This window comes from Streptomyces sp. NPDC048197, assembly GCF_043202395.1.
GTDB classification, from domain to species: Bacteria; Actinomycetota; Actinomycetes; order Streptomycetales; family Streptomycetaceae; genus Streptomyces; species Streptomyces siderophoricus.
In genome coordinates this window covers 97,367-111,355 of the sequence record NZ_JBIDAJ010000002.1, presented here as the reverse complement: position 1 = coordinate 111,355, position 13,989 = coordinate 97,367, and the positions used below count along the sequence as shown (strand labels likewise).

At 72.2% G+C, this 13,989-nt stretch carries 11 protein-coding genes; 4 read left to right on the top strand and 7 right to left on the bottom strand.

All coding sequences use genetic code 11. The features are described from left to right. Positions 1 to 332 precede the first annotated feature (332 nt). Entirely contained in the window at positions 333 to 1,502 is a 1,170-nt protein-coding gene (locus tag ACGF4C_RS03670) for a citrate synthase/methylcitrate synthase (protein WP_393562964.1), read from the bottom strand. Between the two features lie 156 nt (positions 1,503 to 1,658). Here ACGF4C_RS03670 and ACGF4C_RS03665 point away from each other — a divergent pair, with 156 nt between their 5' ends. The 4 genes from ACGF4C_RS03665 (at position 1,659) to ACGF4C_RS03650 (ending at position 7,009) form a co-directional block, all read left to right on the top strand. After that, complete coding sequence (locus ACGF4C_RS03665) at positions 1,659 to 2,912, top strand: citrate/2-methylcitrate synthase (RefSeq protein ID WP_393562962.1); 1,254 nt, start codon at positions 1,659 to 1,661, stop codon at positions 2,910 to 2,912. A gap of 391 nt (positions 2,913 to 3,303) precedes the next feature. Next, entirely contained in the window at positions 3,304 to 4,248 is a 945-nt protein-coding gene (locus tag ACGF4C_RS03660; protein ID WP_393562961.1) for a sucrase ferredoxin, read from the top strand. 482 nt (positions 4,249 to 4,730) lie between these two features. Then, positions 4,731 to 6,338 carry an ATP-binding protein gene (locus ACGF4C_RS03655; RefSeq protein WP_393562960.1) on the top strand — a complete coding sequence of 536 codons (1,608 nt, stop codon included), beginning with the start codon at positions 4,731 to 4,733 and terminating at the stop codon, positions 6,336 to 6,338. Then, positions 6,335 to 7,009, top strand: coding sequence for a response regulator (locus tag ACGF4C_RS03650; protein WP_393562958.1), 675 nt, complete (start codon positions 6,335 to 6,337; stop codon positions 7,007 to 7,009). Before ACGF4C_RS03655 ends, ACGF4C_RS03650 begins: the two co-directional genes overlap by 4 nt. Before the next feature lie 13 nt (positions 7,010 to 7,022). Here ACGF4C_RS03650 and ACGF4C_RS03645 read toward each other — a convergent pair whose 3' ends face one another. The 6 genes from ACGF4C_RS03645 to ACGF4C_RS03620 form a co-directional block, all read right to left on the bottom strand. Further along, positions 7,023 to 8,627 (bottom strand): cation acetate symporter, encoded by a 1,605-nt coding sequence (locus ACGF4C_RS03645; protein WP_393562957.1) that lies wholly within the window; start codon positions 8,625 to 8,627, stop codon positions 7,023 to 7,025. Beyond that, complete coding sequence (locus ACGF4C_RS03640; protein WP_393562955.1) at positions 8,624 to 9,127, bottom strand: DUF485 domain-containing protein; 504 nt, start codon at positions 9,125 to 9,127, stop codon at positions 8,624 to 8,626. The genes ACGF4C_RS03645 and ACGF4C_RS03640 overlap by 4 nt, the downstream gene beginning before the upstream one ends. A 117-nt stretch (positions 9,128 to 9,244) precedes the next feature. Then, a complete protein-coding gene (locus ACGF4C_RS03635; protein ID WP_393562953.1) occupies positions 9,245 to 9,919 on the bottom strand; it encodes a response regulator in 675 nt (224 codons plus the stop codon). After that, the gene (locus ACGF4C_RS03630; RefSeq protein ID WP_393562951.1) at positions 9,916 to 11,034 is read right to left on the bottom strand and encodes a sensor histidine kinase; all 1,119 of its coding nucleotides are present in this window, start codon (positions 11,032 to 11,034) and stop codon (positions 9,916 to 9,918) included. The genes ACGF4C_RS03635 and ACGF4C_RS03630 overlap by 4 nt, the downstream gene beginning before the upstream one ends. A gap of 103 nt (positions 11,035 to 11,137) precedes the next feature. Next, entirely contained in the window at positions 11,138 to 11,626 is a 489-nt protein-coding gene (locus ACGF4C_RS03625) for a DUF1453 domain-containing protein (RefSeq protein WP_393562949.1), read from the bottom strand. A 156-nt stretch (positions 11,627 to 11,782) separates the two neighbouring features. Next, positions 11,783 to 13,903, bottom strand: a complete 2,121-nt coding sequence (locus ACGF4C_RS03620) for a type IIA DNA topoisomerase subunit B (protein ID WP_030412879.1) — start codon at positions 13,901 to 13,903, stop codon at positions 11,783 to 11,785. Between the last annotated feature and the right edge of the window lie 86 nt (positions 13,904 to 13,989).

The following is a 13,989-nucleotide window of genomic DNA, read 5'->3' as shown; positions in this document are numbered from 1 at the left end:
GCGCCGTGGCGCAGCACCTCGTCCCGCCACCTCAGCCCGGCACCTCGGCCGGCCACCTCGGCCCGGTACCGAGGCACCTTGCCGAGGATCGGTGCCGGGTCCGAGACCGAGCTCCATGCCGGGACCCGCGCCGAGGCAGGGTGTCGGGTGCCGGTGCCGGTGCCGGTGCCGAGGCAGGGTGTCGGGGGCCGGCGCCGAGGCGCAGTGCGGGCCCGGTGCCAATGTCCGGCACCGCCCGCCCCGTGCCGGCCTCGGCCTGCAACATCGACCTCATGCCGCCGACCTCCCACCGCCGCCCAGAACCTCGTGATGCTGACTACTCGTGGTGCTGACTAGCTGAGCACCACCTCCGGCAGCGGCTGCGGCGGGGGCGGGCCGACGTACCGGGCAGCCGGCCGGATGATCTTCGAATCCTCCGCCTGCTCCAAAACGTTGGCGCTCCAGCCGACGACCCGGGCCGCGCAGAAGGTGGGCGTGAACATCTCGCGCGGCAGTCCGCACAGCTCCATGACGACGCCCGCGTAGAACTCCACGTTGATGTGCAGCTCCCGGCCCGGCTTGAGCTCGGCCAGGAGTGCCTCAACGCGTGACTCCACCTGGACGGCGAACTCCACCAGCGGCCCGCCGAACTCCTCGGCGATCCCCCGCAGCATCCGTGAGCGCGGGTCCTCCGTGCGGTAGACGGGATGGCCGAACCCCATGATCCGTTCGCCGCGCAGGACCCGTTCGCGGATCCACGAGTCGATCCGGTCCGGCGTGCCGATCGCGTCGAGCGTGTCCAGTGCCCGGCTGGGCGCCCCGCCGTGCAGCGGGCCGGAGAGCGCGCCGATGGCTCCGACGAGGCAGGCCGCGAGGTCGGCCCCGGTGGAGGTGATGACCCGGGCGGTGAACGTCGAGGCGTTGAAGCCGTGGTCGATCGTGGAGATCAGATAGGCCTCTATCGCCCGGACCCGGCGGGGATCCGGTTCCTCGCCGGTGAGCATGTAGAGGTAGTTGGCGGCGTGCCCCAGATCCGGTCGCGGCTCCACGGGCTGTTGCCCCTGGCCGAGCCGGTGCAACGCCGTGAGCAGGGTCGGTACGGCGGCGACGGTGGCGAGTGCGTCGGCCCGCCGGCGGTCCGCGTCGATGTCGTACAGCGGCCGGAAACCGGCGCTCGCGCCGAGCAGCGAGAGCGCGGTGCGCAGCCCGGCGAGCGGGCCCGCGAGCGCACCGGCGCGGGCCAGGGCGGGCAGTGCGTCGCGTACCGCCGCGGGCAGCGGGCGCAGTGCGGCAGTCTCGGCCCTGAAGGCCGCCAGTTGGGCCGCGTCGGGCAGCGCGCCGTGGAACATCAGGTACCAGACGTCCTCGAACGTGCGGGTCCGAGCCAGCTCGACGGCGGAGTACTGGCGGTAGTGGTAAAAGCCCTCGCGCCCTCGGACGTCGCCGAGTTGGGTCTCGGTGACGATGACGCCCGCGAGTCCGCGGGGTACCTCGATGGGTGCGTTCGCCTCGGCGATCGGCATGATAGCTCTCCTCGCTCTTCCTCCCCAAATATTGATTCGACTATCTATGCTTGACTCAATACTCGTCAATATTGATTGAATCAATGTAACCGTCAATGCGGGAGGGTCCTGGACATGGATGAGTCCGGGTACGGACTGGCTGGATACGGTGATCCCATGGCGGATCACGACACGGCGCAGGACACCGGCGAGCGACGGCTGAGCACACGGGAGGCGGCCGACCGGCTCGGCGTGAAGCCGGAGACGGTCTATGCGTACGTCAGCCGCGGTCAGCTGACCAGCCACCGGGAACCGGGCAGCCGCGGCAGCACCTTCGACCCGAAGGAGGTCGACGCGCTGGCCCGCCGCAGCGGCCGCCGCGAACCGTCCGCCGCCGGCGCCGAGTTGGGGATCCGCACCGGCATCACCCTGATCGACCACGACCACTGCTACTTCCGTGGCGTGGACACCGCGGAGCTCGCCGCCCACTACAGCTACGAGGAGGTCGCGGAGTGGCTGTGGACCGGCGTACTGCGCCGCGGCATCCGCTTCACCGCCCCGCAGGACGCCCGGACCGCGGCCCGCCGCGCCGTACGGGCGCTGCCGCCGCACAGCGGGCCCATGGACCAGCTGCGGGTCGCGGTGATCGCCGCCGCGGCCGCCGACCCGCTGCGGTTCGACCTCTCCGAGGACGCCGTCCTCGGCACCGCCCGGAGCCTCATCCCGACCCTCGTCGACGCCCTCCCGGCCCTCGGCGAAGAACCCTCCGCCACCGGACCGCTCGCACCCCGGCTCTGGTCCCGGCTGACCGCGGAGCCTGCCGACCCCGCATCGCTGCGCGTCCTGGACGCCGCGCTGGTCCTGCTCATCGACCACGACCTGGCCGCCTCCACGCTCGCGGTCCGGGTCGCGGCCTCCGCCCGCGCCCATCCGTACGCGATCGTCTCGGCGGGCCTGGGGGCGCTGGACGGTCCGCTGCACGGCGCCGCGAGCGGGCTGGCGCACCGGACGCTGCTGGAGGTCCTGGACCGGGGCAGCGCGGCCGCCGTGGTGGCCGATCACCTGCGGGCCGGACGCCGGGTGCCGGGCCTGGGCCACCGCCTCTACCCGGGTGAGGACCCGCGCGCCGGCGTCCTCTTCCGGCTGCTGGCGGACGTACCGCAGGCCGCCCCCGCCCTCCAGGCCGCCCGCGAGGTCGTCACCACCACCGCCCGCCACACGGAGCTGCACGCCAACGTCGACCTGGCACTCGCCGTGCTGACCGTCGCGGCGGGCATGCCGCCCGAGGCGGGCGAAACGGTCTTCGCCCTCGCACGCACAGCCGGCTGGATCGCGCACGCCCTGGAAGAATTCGACGAGCGCCCCCTGCGCATGCGCCCCAGCGGCCAGTACCACGGCCCACGACCTCCGCAGCCACTGCCGCTTCCGTGACCGGGCCCAAGCCACCTTGCGCGTCCACCATGAACCGGCACCAGCGGTCGTGCGCACCAGTCGTAAGCAGACCTGAGCCATCTTGCGCGTCCGCCGTGGGCGCCGCCGAGTCACCTCACTCATCCACCCCGAGCGCCACGAAGCCACCTCACTCATCCACCTTGAGCGACCCCGAGCCACCTCACTCATCCGCCCTGAGCGGTCCTGGGCGACCGGGCGTTCCTCCCGCGACGGGGAGCGAGTGGCCGGCCTTGCCCCCGCCGGCGATCCATGAACGGACCCGCGTTGCCGCCATGGCGCGAAGCCCTTTCGCCTCCCCCGGTCCTCCCGCGCGGGCGAGCGAGCGGTCCGGCGTGCCTGGCGTCTGCACCATGAGGTTAGGCTCGCCTTCGTGAGTACCTGCGCCACCGCCTCCCACAACGCGGCCGAACCGCTCGCCGGGACCTCGGCCACCGCCCGCACCTGGCTGCTCATCGAGCAGACCGGCCCCTGGGGAGCCAAGGCGCTCACGGACAGCCACCTCGACCCAGGACTCGGCCGGGCCCTGAACGCCGCGGCGGACGGGACCGGCGTACGCATCGCCCTGATCCGGCGGCCGGGCCGCCACGCCGACCGCCACGGCGTCTCCCGCCGCCGGCTCTTCCTCGCGCACACCGCGCCGGGGCGCTCCTGGCTCCGCACGACCACCGTCACCGATCCCGGCGCCGCCCTCGAGCTGGACTTCGCCGCCCTCGGCGCGGGCGAACACCAAGGCATCTGGGAACCGCATTCCGGCGACCCGCTGGCCCTCGTCTGCACCAACGGCAAGCGGGACCGTTGCTGCGCCCTTCTCGGACGACCGCTGGCCGCGGAACTCGCCGCCGAGGGAATCGATACCTGGGAGGTCACCCACCTGGGCGGCCATCGCTTCTCCCCCACCCTTTTTCTCCTTCCTCACGGTTACGCCTACGGCCGTGCCTCGGCGCATCTGGTCAAGTCCGCCGTGGAGGCGGCGCGCAGCGGACGGATCTCCTTGGACCACTGCCGTGGCCGTTCGGCCTGGGACCGCCCCGCCCAGGCGGCCGACCTCGCGGTCCGTGCCCGGATCCGTGAGGACCGCGCGGACGCCCTCGACGTCGCACGGGTCGAGGCCCTTCCGTCCGTACCCGCCACCACGTCTGCCGGCAGTGCGGGGCCGGCCTGGGCCGTCACGGTCGCGCACACGGACGGCCGGGCCTGGCAGGTGACCGTCGAACAGCGCACCGACGGCGCTCCCGCGCCCGCCAGCTGCGGCGCACCCCTCCTTCCTCCGGCGCGGATGGTGGTCACCTCGCTCACCGCCGCAGATCTGGCGTGACTCCTTCACGGCTTCACGGCCTCACTGACTCGACATGGGCCGTGGCGACACTGACCACCGCCACGTCACGCTCTGTGACGACTCTGCGAGAGTAAGCGCTCAGGCTCCGCGACCGAAAGGCCTGTGGATAACTCCTCAGAACCCGCCCCTCCCCGTCCACAGGCCGTTCCGCCGCTCCCGTCGCGGCCCGGCCGGCGCGCCGCGCGTGGCCAACCGGACACCCTCCGAATTCCTTGCCGCAGGGATTACCGGCCCGGCGGTCGGCCCGCTTACTGTTCGTGCGTATGGGCGAGAAGGAAGCGTCGGTTCCGCGCCCGAGCGCCGCAGAGCCCTCGGGTCCCGCACCTTTTCCCGCCGGCCCCGCCATCCCGCGCAAAGCGACCGGCCCGAGCGGCACGGCCTCGGCACGCACCACGACCGGACCGCGCCTGACGCGCCCCCGGCTGGGCTGGCCCCGGCGTGTCTTCTCCCAGGTACTGCTGATGCAGCTGGCCATCGCCACGGGGGTCACCGGCCTGGCGACCGGCCTGTTCCTCGCCCCGCTCAGCGCCCAGCTGGACGATCAGGCGATGCGCCGGGCGCTCGCGATCGCGCAGACCACCGCCGCCGAACCGCGCCTCGACGACGCGCTGGAGGCGTCCCGCCCGAGCCGCCACGGTCCGGTCCAGAACGAGGCGGAACGCATCCGCGCGGCCACCGGAGCCGAATACGTCGTGATCATGGACAAGCGCGGGGTGCGCTGGTCCCACACCGATCCGGACGAGATCGGGCGCCACGTCTCCACCGATCCCAGCGCCGCGCTCTCCGGCCGTGAGGTCATGCAGATCGACGAGGGCACCCTCGGCCGCTCCGCGCGCGGCAAGGTCCCGCTGCGGGACGAGAACGGCAAGGTCGTCGGCGCGGTCTCGGTCGGCATCGCGTACGAGAGCGTGCGCGAGCGGCTGCTGTCCACCGTGCCCCAACTGCTCGCGTACGCGGGCGGCGCGCTCGCGGTCGGCGCGCTGGCCGCCTATCTGGTCTCCCGCCGTCTCCAGCGCCGCACTCATGACCTGGCCTTCTCCGACATCTCCGCACTGCTCGCCGAGCGAGAGGCGATGCTGCACGGCATCCGGGAAGGCTTCCTCGCGCTCGACGGACAGGGTCGGATCCGCCTGATGAACGACGAGGCGCAGCGCCTCCTCGATCTGCGTGCCGAGCACACCGGCCACCCCCTGGACGCCGCCCTTCCCCCGGGCCGGACCACCGATGTGCTGGCCGGCCGCGTCTCGGGCGCCGACCTGCTGGCGGTCAGCGGGCACCGGGTGCTGGTGGCGAACCGTATGCCGACCGACGACGGCGGGGCGGTGGTCACCCTGCGCGACCGCACGGAGCTGGAGCGGCTGGGCCGCGAACTCGACGGCACCCGCGGTCTCATCGACGCCCTCCGGGCCCAGGACCACGAGCACGCCAACCGGCTGCACACCCTCCTCGGCCTGCTCGAACTGGGGCTGCACGAGGAGGCCGTGGAGTTCGTGACCCGCGCCGTGGGTGTCCACCGGGCCACCGCGGAGCAGGTCACCGAGCGCATCCACGATCCGCTGCTGGCAGCCCTCCTGGTGGGCAAGGCCACCGTCGCCACCGAACGGGGCGTGTCCCTGCGCATCGCGTCCGGCACCCGGCTGCCCGACCGCCTGATCGACCCGCACAGCCTGGTCACCGTCCTCGGCAACCTCGTCGACAACGCCCTGGACGCCACTGCCGGTGCGCCGGACGCCCAGGTGGAGGTGGAGGTGCGGGCCGAGGGACGGACCGCCGTCGTGCGTGTCGCCGACAACGGGCCGGGCGTCCCCGAGGAGCGGCGGACCGAGATCTTCACCGAGGGCTGGAGCACCAAGGAGCCGCCCGCCCACGGTCAGCGCGGCATCGGACTCGCGCTGGTCCGCCGGCTCGCCGAGCGCTACGGGGGTGGCGCCGTGGTGGAGGAACGCCCAGGAGGCGGCGCCGTGTTCACCGTCACGGTCCCCGACGCGCTCTCCGAGGAGCCGGCCGGGGCAGCCGGCGCCCCCCAGGGCGCGCACCGCGCCGCGGACGCCACGGAGGCCGGCCGATGATCGACGTACTGGTCGTGGACGACGATGCGCAGGTCGCACGGATCAACGCCGCCTATGTCGCCAAGGTGCAGGGTTTCCGGGTCAGTTGCGTCGCACATACGGCGGCGGAGGCCCTGGCCGCCCTGGAGACGCACCCCGTGGAGCTGATCCTGCTGGACCATTACCTGCCCGACCGGACCGGCCTCCAACTGGTCGGCGAACTACGGCGCCGCGGCCTGTTCACCGACGTAATCATGGTGACGGCGGCCCGCGACATCGCGACCGTACAGGCCGCGATGCGGCACGGCGCGCTCCAGTACCTGGTCAAGCCGTTCACCTTCGCGGGCCTGCGCTCCAAGCTGGAGGGCTACGCGGCACTGCACCGCACCTTCGCCGGCGGCGGACAGGCCGAGCAGTCCGAAGTGGACCGGCTCTTCGGCGCGTTGGGCGCCGCCAACGCCGGCCCCGCCGAGCTGCCCAAGGGGCACTCCACCGCCACCGCCGACCGTGTGCGCTCGGTGCTGCGCTCCGCGGACGCCCCGCTCTCGGCCCAGGACGTCGCCCAGCGGGCCGGACTGAGCCGGCAGACCGCCCAGCGCTATCTGAAGCTCCTGGAACGCGCCGGCCGGGTCCGCCTCACCCTCCGGTACGGCGAGACGGGCCGCCCGGAACACCGCTACGAGTGGGTCTGACCCGCGGCCGAAGCTAGACCGCGCCCGCACCCGTGAGCGCCCGCACCTCCGCCTCCGCGTGCCGGGCCGGATCGGCGGCCTCCGGGGAGAGCAGCGTTCCCAGCCAGCCCATCAGGAAGCCCAACGGGATCGAGACCGCCCCCGGGTTGGACAGCGGGAAGACGGCGAAGTCCAGGTGGGGGAAGAGAGATTCCGGGCCTCCGGAGACCACGGGTGAGAGCACCACCAGGGTGAGCGCGGGGACCAGCCCGCCATAGACGGACCAGACCGCACCCCGCGTCGTGAAGCGGCGCCAGAACAGGGCGTAGAGCAGGGCCGGCACATTGGCCGAGGCGGCGACCGCGAAGGCCAGGCCCACCAGGAAGGCGATGTTCAGGTCCTGGGCGAGCAGCGCCAGTGCGATGGCGACGGCTCCGACCGCGACCGCGGCGAGGCGTGCCACGGCCACCTCGCGGCGCTGTGCGTCCCGTACCGTGCCGCGCGGGCGGCGCAGCGAGGCATACAGGTCGTGGGCCACGGAGGCCGACGAGGCGAGGGTGATGCCGGCGACCACGGCCAGGATGGTGGCGAAGGCGACCGCGGCCACCACGGCGAAGAGCACCGTTCCTCCGGTGGAGCCCGCCCCGCCTCCCAGGTCGACGGCGAGCAGCGGAACGGCGGTGTTGCCCGCCGGGTTGGAGGCCCGGACCGCATCGCTGCCCACCACGGCGGCGGCTCCGAAGCCGAGCACGACGGTCATCAGGTAGAAGCCGCCGATCAGCCCGATGGACCAGCCGACGGAACGACGGGCGGCCCGCGCCGTGGGCACGGTGTAGAACCGCGACAGGATGTGCGGCAGCCCCGCCGTCCCCAGGACGAGTGCCAGTCCGAGGCTGAGGAAGTCCAGCCGCGCGGTCCAGCCACCGCCGTATTTGAGACCCGGTGCGAGGAACGCCCGTCCGTGGCCGCTGCGTTCGGCGGCGGTGTTCAGCAGCGCACCGAGGTCCCCGTGAAAGCGGATCACCACCAGGACGGTCAGCGCCACGGCACCGCCCAGGAGGAGCACCGCTTTGACCACCTGGATCCAGGTGGTGGCCCGCATGCCGCCGAAGGCGACGTAGACCACCATCAGGGCGCCCACGCCGATCACCATCCAGGTACGGGCCTGCGGTCCGGCGCCACCGAGCAGCAGGGCCACCAGGCTGCCGGCACCGACCATCTGCGCCACCAGATAGAGCACGGACACGGTGACGGACGCCGCGCCGACCGCGATCCGCACGGGGCGTTCCCGCATCCGCGCGGCGACGACGTCGGCGAGGGTGAACCGCCCGCAGTTCCGTACGAGTTCGGCCACCAGGAAGAGCACGAGCAGCCAGGCGACGAGGAAGCCGACCGAGTACAGCAGACCGTCGTAGCCGAAGAGGGCGATCAGCCCGGTGATGCCGAGGAAGGACGCGGCGGACATGTAGTCCCCCGCGATGGCGAAACCATTCTCCATGGGCGAGAAGAGCCTCCCGCCGGCGTAGAACTCCTCCGCGGAGCCACGCCTGCGGCGTCCCGCCCAGAGGGTGATCGCCAGAGTGAGCGCGATGAAGGCGCTGACCAGAGTCAGGCCGAGGGTCTCGTGGCCGCCGGTCACCGCGCGTTCCCCCCGGTCAGTTCCTGGGTTTCCCAGCGGATCTCCAGTGCCGCGCGGTCCCGTCGGAGCCGGGCGTGCCGCATGTAGGCCCAGGCGAGCAGAAACGTTGTGGCGAACTGGCCGAGCCCGGCGGCCATCGCGACGTTGAAGGCACCGACGAGCTGACGGGCCATGAGACCCGGTGCGGCGATCGCCGCCACCACATAGGCGAGGTACCAGACCAGGAAGGCAAGGGTGGCGGGGACGACGAAGCTCCGGTAGCGACGGCGCACCTCCTGGAACGCCCCACTCCGGTGCACCGCCAAATAGATCTCGTCCGGGGGAATCGCGCTGTCCCGTGGCCCTCCCCCGGTCAGCGGCTCCTTGGCATCCCCTTCATGGGCCGCCGCGTCCGCCGCACCGGCCGGTTCTGCCCAGCCGGGGGCGAGGGCGTCGTACCAGGGGTCGTCGAGCCGTACGGCCCCGGGCTCACCGGCCGAGCGGCCGTCCTGCTTGTCCACCGAACTCTCCTTGGTGCACGGGTTGGTTGTCCGTGCCGCCCAAGGGTGGACAGAAAGGAAGATCCCGGACGCTCGCTTGCCGCCCCTTCACCCCATCAGGTGATGGACCACCGGGAACTACCCGGGCGGCTGTGCGAGCCCCTGGCGGTAGGCGTAGTGGATGGCCTGGGCCCGGTCGCGCAGCCCCGCCTTGGCGAAGAGGTTGTTGATGTGGGTCTTCACGGTCGCCGTGGAGACATGCAGGGTGCGGGCGATCTCCGGGTTCGACAACCCCTCGGCGACCAGCCGCAGTACCTCCACCTCGCGCGCGGTCAGCCCGTCCGGGGGCTCCGGCGGCGGCTGCGGCACGGTGCGTGCGGGCTCGGTGAAGCGCTCCAGGAGGCGGCGCTGGATCTTCGGGGCCAGTCCGGCCTCTCCGGAGAGCACGTCGTCGATGGCGCGCACGATCTCGTCACCGTCCGCGTCCTTGGTCAAATAGCCGCGGGCGCCGGCCTGCAGGGCGGGGAAGAGCGAGTCGTCGTCGGCGTAGGTGGTGAGCACCACGACCTGGGTGCCAGGGTGCTCCGCGCGGATCCGGCGGGTGGCCTCGACCCCGTCGCAACGGGGCATGCGCAGGTCCATCAGGACGACGTCCGGGGCGGACCGGGCGACCAGTTGGACCGCCTCTTCGCCGTCCGCCGCCGAACCGACGACCTCAATGCCCGGCAGCAGCCCCAGCAGCATCACGATTCCCTCGCGCACCACCGTCTGGTCATCGGCCACCACGACCCGCGTCACCGTACGTGCCGTCATGCGGGCACCCGCAACCGCACCACGAAACCCTCCTCATCAGGGCCGGACTCCAGCGTTCCGCCAAGGAGTTCGGCGCGCTCCCGCATCCCGAGCAGACCGTACCCGGAACCGCTCGCCGAGAGTGCGGAGAGCTCCGGGGCCCGCCCGCGCCCCCCGTCGTCCCGCACCTCGAGCCCCACGTCGTCCGCCCCGTAGTCCAGCCGCACGCTCACCCGCGCCCCCGGGGCGTGCTTGCGGACGTTCGTGAGCGCCTCCTGGGCGACCCGGCGGACCGCGAGGCCCGCCTCGGCCGGCAGCGCGCGGGGCGCACCCGTCACGTCCAGCCGAGCGCCCTCAGCGGCCGTCAGGCGGCGCAGGAAGTCCTCGACCGGGATCAGGTCCCCGCGGAGGGCGGAAAGCGCCTCACGGGTGCCGTCAAGCCCTTCCCGGGCCATGCCCCGGCACGCCACGACCCGCTCCAGGAGCTGTCCGCGGTCCGCCTCCAGGTCGGGACTGCGCTGGATCAGCTGCCGCACCGCCTCCAGATGCACCAACTGGGCGCTGAGGCTGTGGGCAAGGACGTCGTGGATCTCCCGCGCGATCCGCCCCCGTTCGGCGAGTGCCGCCGACTCCGCCTCGGCCTTGCGGGCCGCCCGTTCCTGGGCCAGCAGCTGCTGGGCATTGCCGCGCGCCTCGGCGTCCAGGCGGACGACGTAGCCGGCGAGGGCCAGGCCCGCGGTGGTCGTGATGGTCGTCAGCCAGCCGTCGGTGTTCATCACGGCGTACGCGGCGAGCGCGGCCGACGAACACAGCACGCCGGCGGCCAACGGCAGCCGCTCCATCGCGATGATGGCGCAGGCGCACCACAGGACGATCGCCGGCGTCCGGGCGCCGGCGAAGGAGAAGCCGAAGGCCGCGGCCTCCAGGACGAACAACAGGCCGACGGACGGCAGGAGAAGGCGCTCGCGCGTCACACGGAAGAAGGCGCGGAACACCAGGAGCGTGGCGGCGACCCCCGCGAGCGCCGCCACCAGTGCCCAGCCCCGGAAGTGCGGCCCGGCCACGGTGGACCACGTCAGCCCCGCGACGACCAGGACGCGCACCGACCGGCCGATCCACAACCGGGCGCCGCTCATGCCTTCACGCGACAGCGCCTCCCGTAGGGGCCAGTTCGTCAAGGAAGGGGGCAGCACGTACGGTCCTCGATCGGTGGACGGCGATACGGGGCGCGCCGGGGCCTCAGCCGGCGACAGGGACACCGTACGTCCGCTGGACGCTCTGGGCCCGCCAGGTGGTGACCCCGCTCCGGGCCAGCAGCATCACGGCGACCGAGAGCATGATCGCCGGGCTGCCCTGATGGACGCCCAGGACCGCGGCGAGGGCCATCAGGCCGCCGCGCAGCACCATGGCGCAGAGCCAGACTCCGGCCGCGGCCCAACTCCCCTTGGTCCAGACCACCCCGTCCGCGTCCGTCCAGATGCGCGTCGTCCAGGCCCAGCCCGCGCCGCAGGCCAGCCCTATCAGGAGCCCCACGGCCAGCAGGACGGCGGAGACGGTCCGGTGCGCGGGGTCCAGAAGGCCGGGCTCGCGCAGCGCCAGGAACGCCAGGACGGCGGGGATCAGCCACCACTTCCTGCCCTCGGACGTGATCCGCTGGGCGCTGAACTGCTTGATGCACACGAACACGACAGCCGCGACGATCGCCACGATGTTGAGCAGGCCGCTCATGACCTGAGCCTCCGGGAGACGGGATTTCCGACGTCCCCGACGCTACGGAGAGTGGCCGCCGTGCGGATCGGCGCCAGGGTGGGCACCGGGTGGAAAGCACGGCGGGCGCCGCTCCACCCTGGGGTGGAGAGACGCCCGCCCGGGCTCAGGGAGCGCTCAGGTGTCGATCCGGGAACGGTCCAGAGTGGCCGCGGAGTTGGTGATGAACTCCTTGCGGGGGGCGACCTCGTTGCCCATCAGGAGGTCGAAGGTCTTCTCCGCCGCCTCCAGGTCGCTGATGTTGATCCGGCGCAGGGTGCGGTGGCGCGGGTCCATGGTCGTCTCGGCGAGCTGGTCGGCGTCCATCTCACCGAGGCCCTTGTAGCGCTGGATGCTGTCCTTGTAGCGGACGTTCTTGCGCTGGAGCTCCAGCAGGGTCTGGCGCAGCTCGTTGTCCGAGTAGGTGTAGATGTACTTGTCCTGCCCCTTCTTGGGGTTGGTCAGCTCGATGCGGTGCAGCGGCGGCACGGCGGCGAAGACCCGGCCCTGCTCGACCATCGGCCGCATGTACCGCTGGAAGAGGGTCAGCAGCAGGATGCGGATGTGGGCGCCGTCGACATCGGCGTCGGCCAGGAAGATGACCTTGCCGTAGCGGGCCGCGTCGATGTCGAAGGTACGGCCGGAACCAGCCCCTATGACCTGGATGATGGCGCCGCATTCGGCGTTCTTGAGCATGTCCGAGACCGACGACTTCTGGACGTTCAGGATCTTGCCGCGGATCGGCAGCAGGGCCTGGAACTCCGAATTCCGGGCCAGCTTGGCGGTGCCCAGCGCGGAGTCGCCCTCGACGATGAACAGCTCGCTGCGGTCGACATCGTCGCTGCGGCAGTCCGCGAGCTTCGCCGGCAGCGAGGAGGACTCCAGCGCGGTCTTCCGCCGCTGCGCCTCCTTGTGCTGGCGCGCGGCGATACGGGTGCGGGCCGCGGCGACGACCTTCTCCAGGACGGCGCGCGCCTGCTGCTTGGCGTCCCGCTTCGTGGACGTCAGGAACGCCTTCAGCTCCCGGCTCACCACCTGGGCGACGATCCGGGAGGCCGCGGAGGTGCCCAGCACCTCCTTGGTCTGGCCCTCGAACTGCGGCTCGGCGAGGCGGACGGTCACGACCGCGGTCAGGCCTTCCATGGCGTCGTCCTTGACGACGTCGTCCTCGGCGACGCGGAGCAGCTTGCTCGACCGCAGGACCTCGTTGACCGTCTTGGTGACCGCGCGCTCGAAACCGGAGACGTGGGTGCCGCCCTTGGGGGTGGCGATGATGTTGACGAACGACCGGAGGGTGGCGTCGTAGCCGGTGCCCCATCGGAGCGCGATGTCCACGCCCAGTTCGCGGGTGACTTCGGTGGGTGTCATGTGGCCGCGGTCGTCGAGGACCGGCACGGTCTCCTTGAACGTGCCCTGTCCGGTCAGCCGCAGGACGTCGCACACCGCCTTGTCCTGCGCCAGGTACTCGCAGAACTCGCTGATGCCGCCGTCGTAGTGGAAGGTCTCCTCCGTCTTGCCGGCGCCGTCGAGGCCACGCTCGTCCCGGACGACCAGGGTGAGGCCCGGAACGAGGAAGGCCGTCTGGCGGGCGCGGGCGTACAGCGTCTCCAGGGAGAGCTTGGCGTCCTTGAGGAAGATCTGCCGGTCGGCCCAGTAACGGACCCGGGTGCCGGTCTTCGTCTTGGGGATCCGCTTGCCCTTGTGCAGGCCGTTGGCCGGGTCGAACGGGGCGTCCGGGCCCGATTCGGTGAAGATGCCGGGGACGCCGCGGCGGAAGCTGATCGAGTGCGTCTTGCTGTTGCGGTCGACCTCGACGTCGAGGCGGGCGGAGAGGGCATTGACGACCGAGGCGCCGACGCCGTGCAGACCGCCGGAGGCCGCGTACGAGCCGCCGCCGAACTTTCCGCCGGCGTGCAGCTTGGTCATCACGACCTCGACGCCGCTCAGCCCGGTCTTGGGCTCGACGTCCACGGGGATGCCGCGGCCGTTGTCGCGCACCTCCACGGACCCGTCGTCGTGGAGGACCACCTCGATGTGGTCGCAGTAGCCGCCGAGCGCCTCGTCGACGGAGTTGTCGATGATCTCCCAGAGGCAGTGCATCAGACCGCGGCTGTCCGTGGAGCCGATGTACATGCCGGGGCGCTTGCGGACCGCTTCGAGGCCCTCCAGGACGAGCAGATGCCGCGCGGTGTAGTTGGAACCGTCCCGGTCTGCCCCGGTCAGCACTGCGGTGGACGGCACGGACATCTCGGCGGTCACGCGGTTCGCTCCTCGCTGAATTTCTGGCAGTCCGCATTCCGCGGACTCGGTTGTGGCGGTGTCGCCCGTCAGAGGGTACCGAGGCC

Coding starts and splice junctions, on each gene's coding strand:
- ACGF4C_RS03670 (WP_393562964.1), bottom strand. CDS start 1,502: ATGCCGATCGCCGAGGCGAACGCACCCATCGAGGTACCCCGCGGACTC.
- ACGF4C_RS03665 (WP_393562962.1), top strand. CDS start 1,659: ATGGCGGATCACGACACGGCGCAGGACACCGGCGAGCGACGGCTGAGC.
- ACGF4C_RS03655 (WP_393562960.1), top strand. CDS start 4,731: ATGCAGCTGGCCATCGCCACGGGGGTCACCGGCCTGGCGACCGGCCTG.
- ACGF4C_RS03650 (WP_393562958.1), top strand. CDS start 6,335: ATGATCGACGTACTGGTCGTGGACGACGATGCGCAGGTCGCACGGATC.
- ACGF4C_RS03635 (WP_393562953.1), bottom strand. CDS start 9,919: ATGACGGCACGTACGGTGACGCGGGTCGTGGTGGCCGATGACCAGACG.
- ACGF4C_RS03630 (WP_393562951.1), bottom strand. CDS start 11,034: ATGAGCGGCGCCCGGTTGTGGATCGGCCGGTCGGTGCGCGTCCTGGTC.
- ACGF4C_RS03625 (WP_393562949.1), bottom strand. CDS start 11,626: ATGAGCGGCCTGCTCAACATCGTGGCGATCGTCGCGGCTGTCGTGTTC.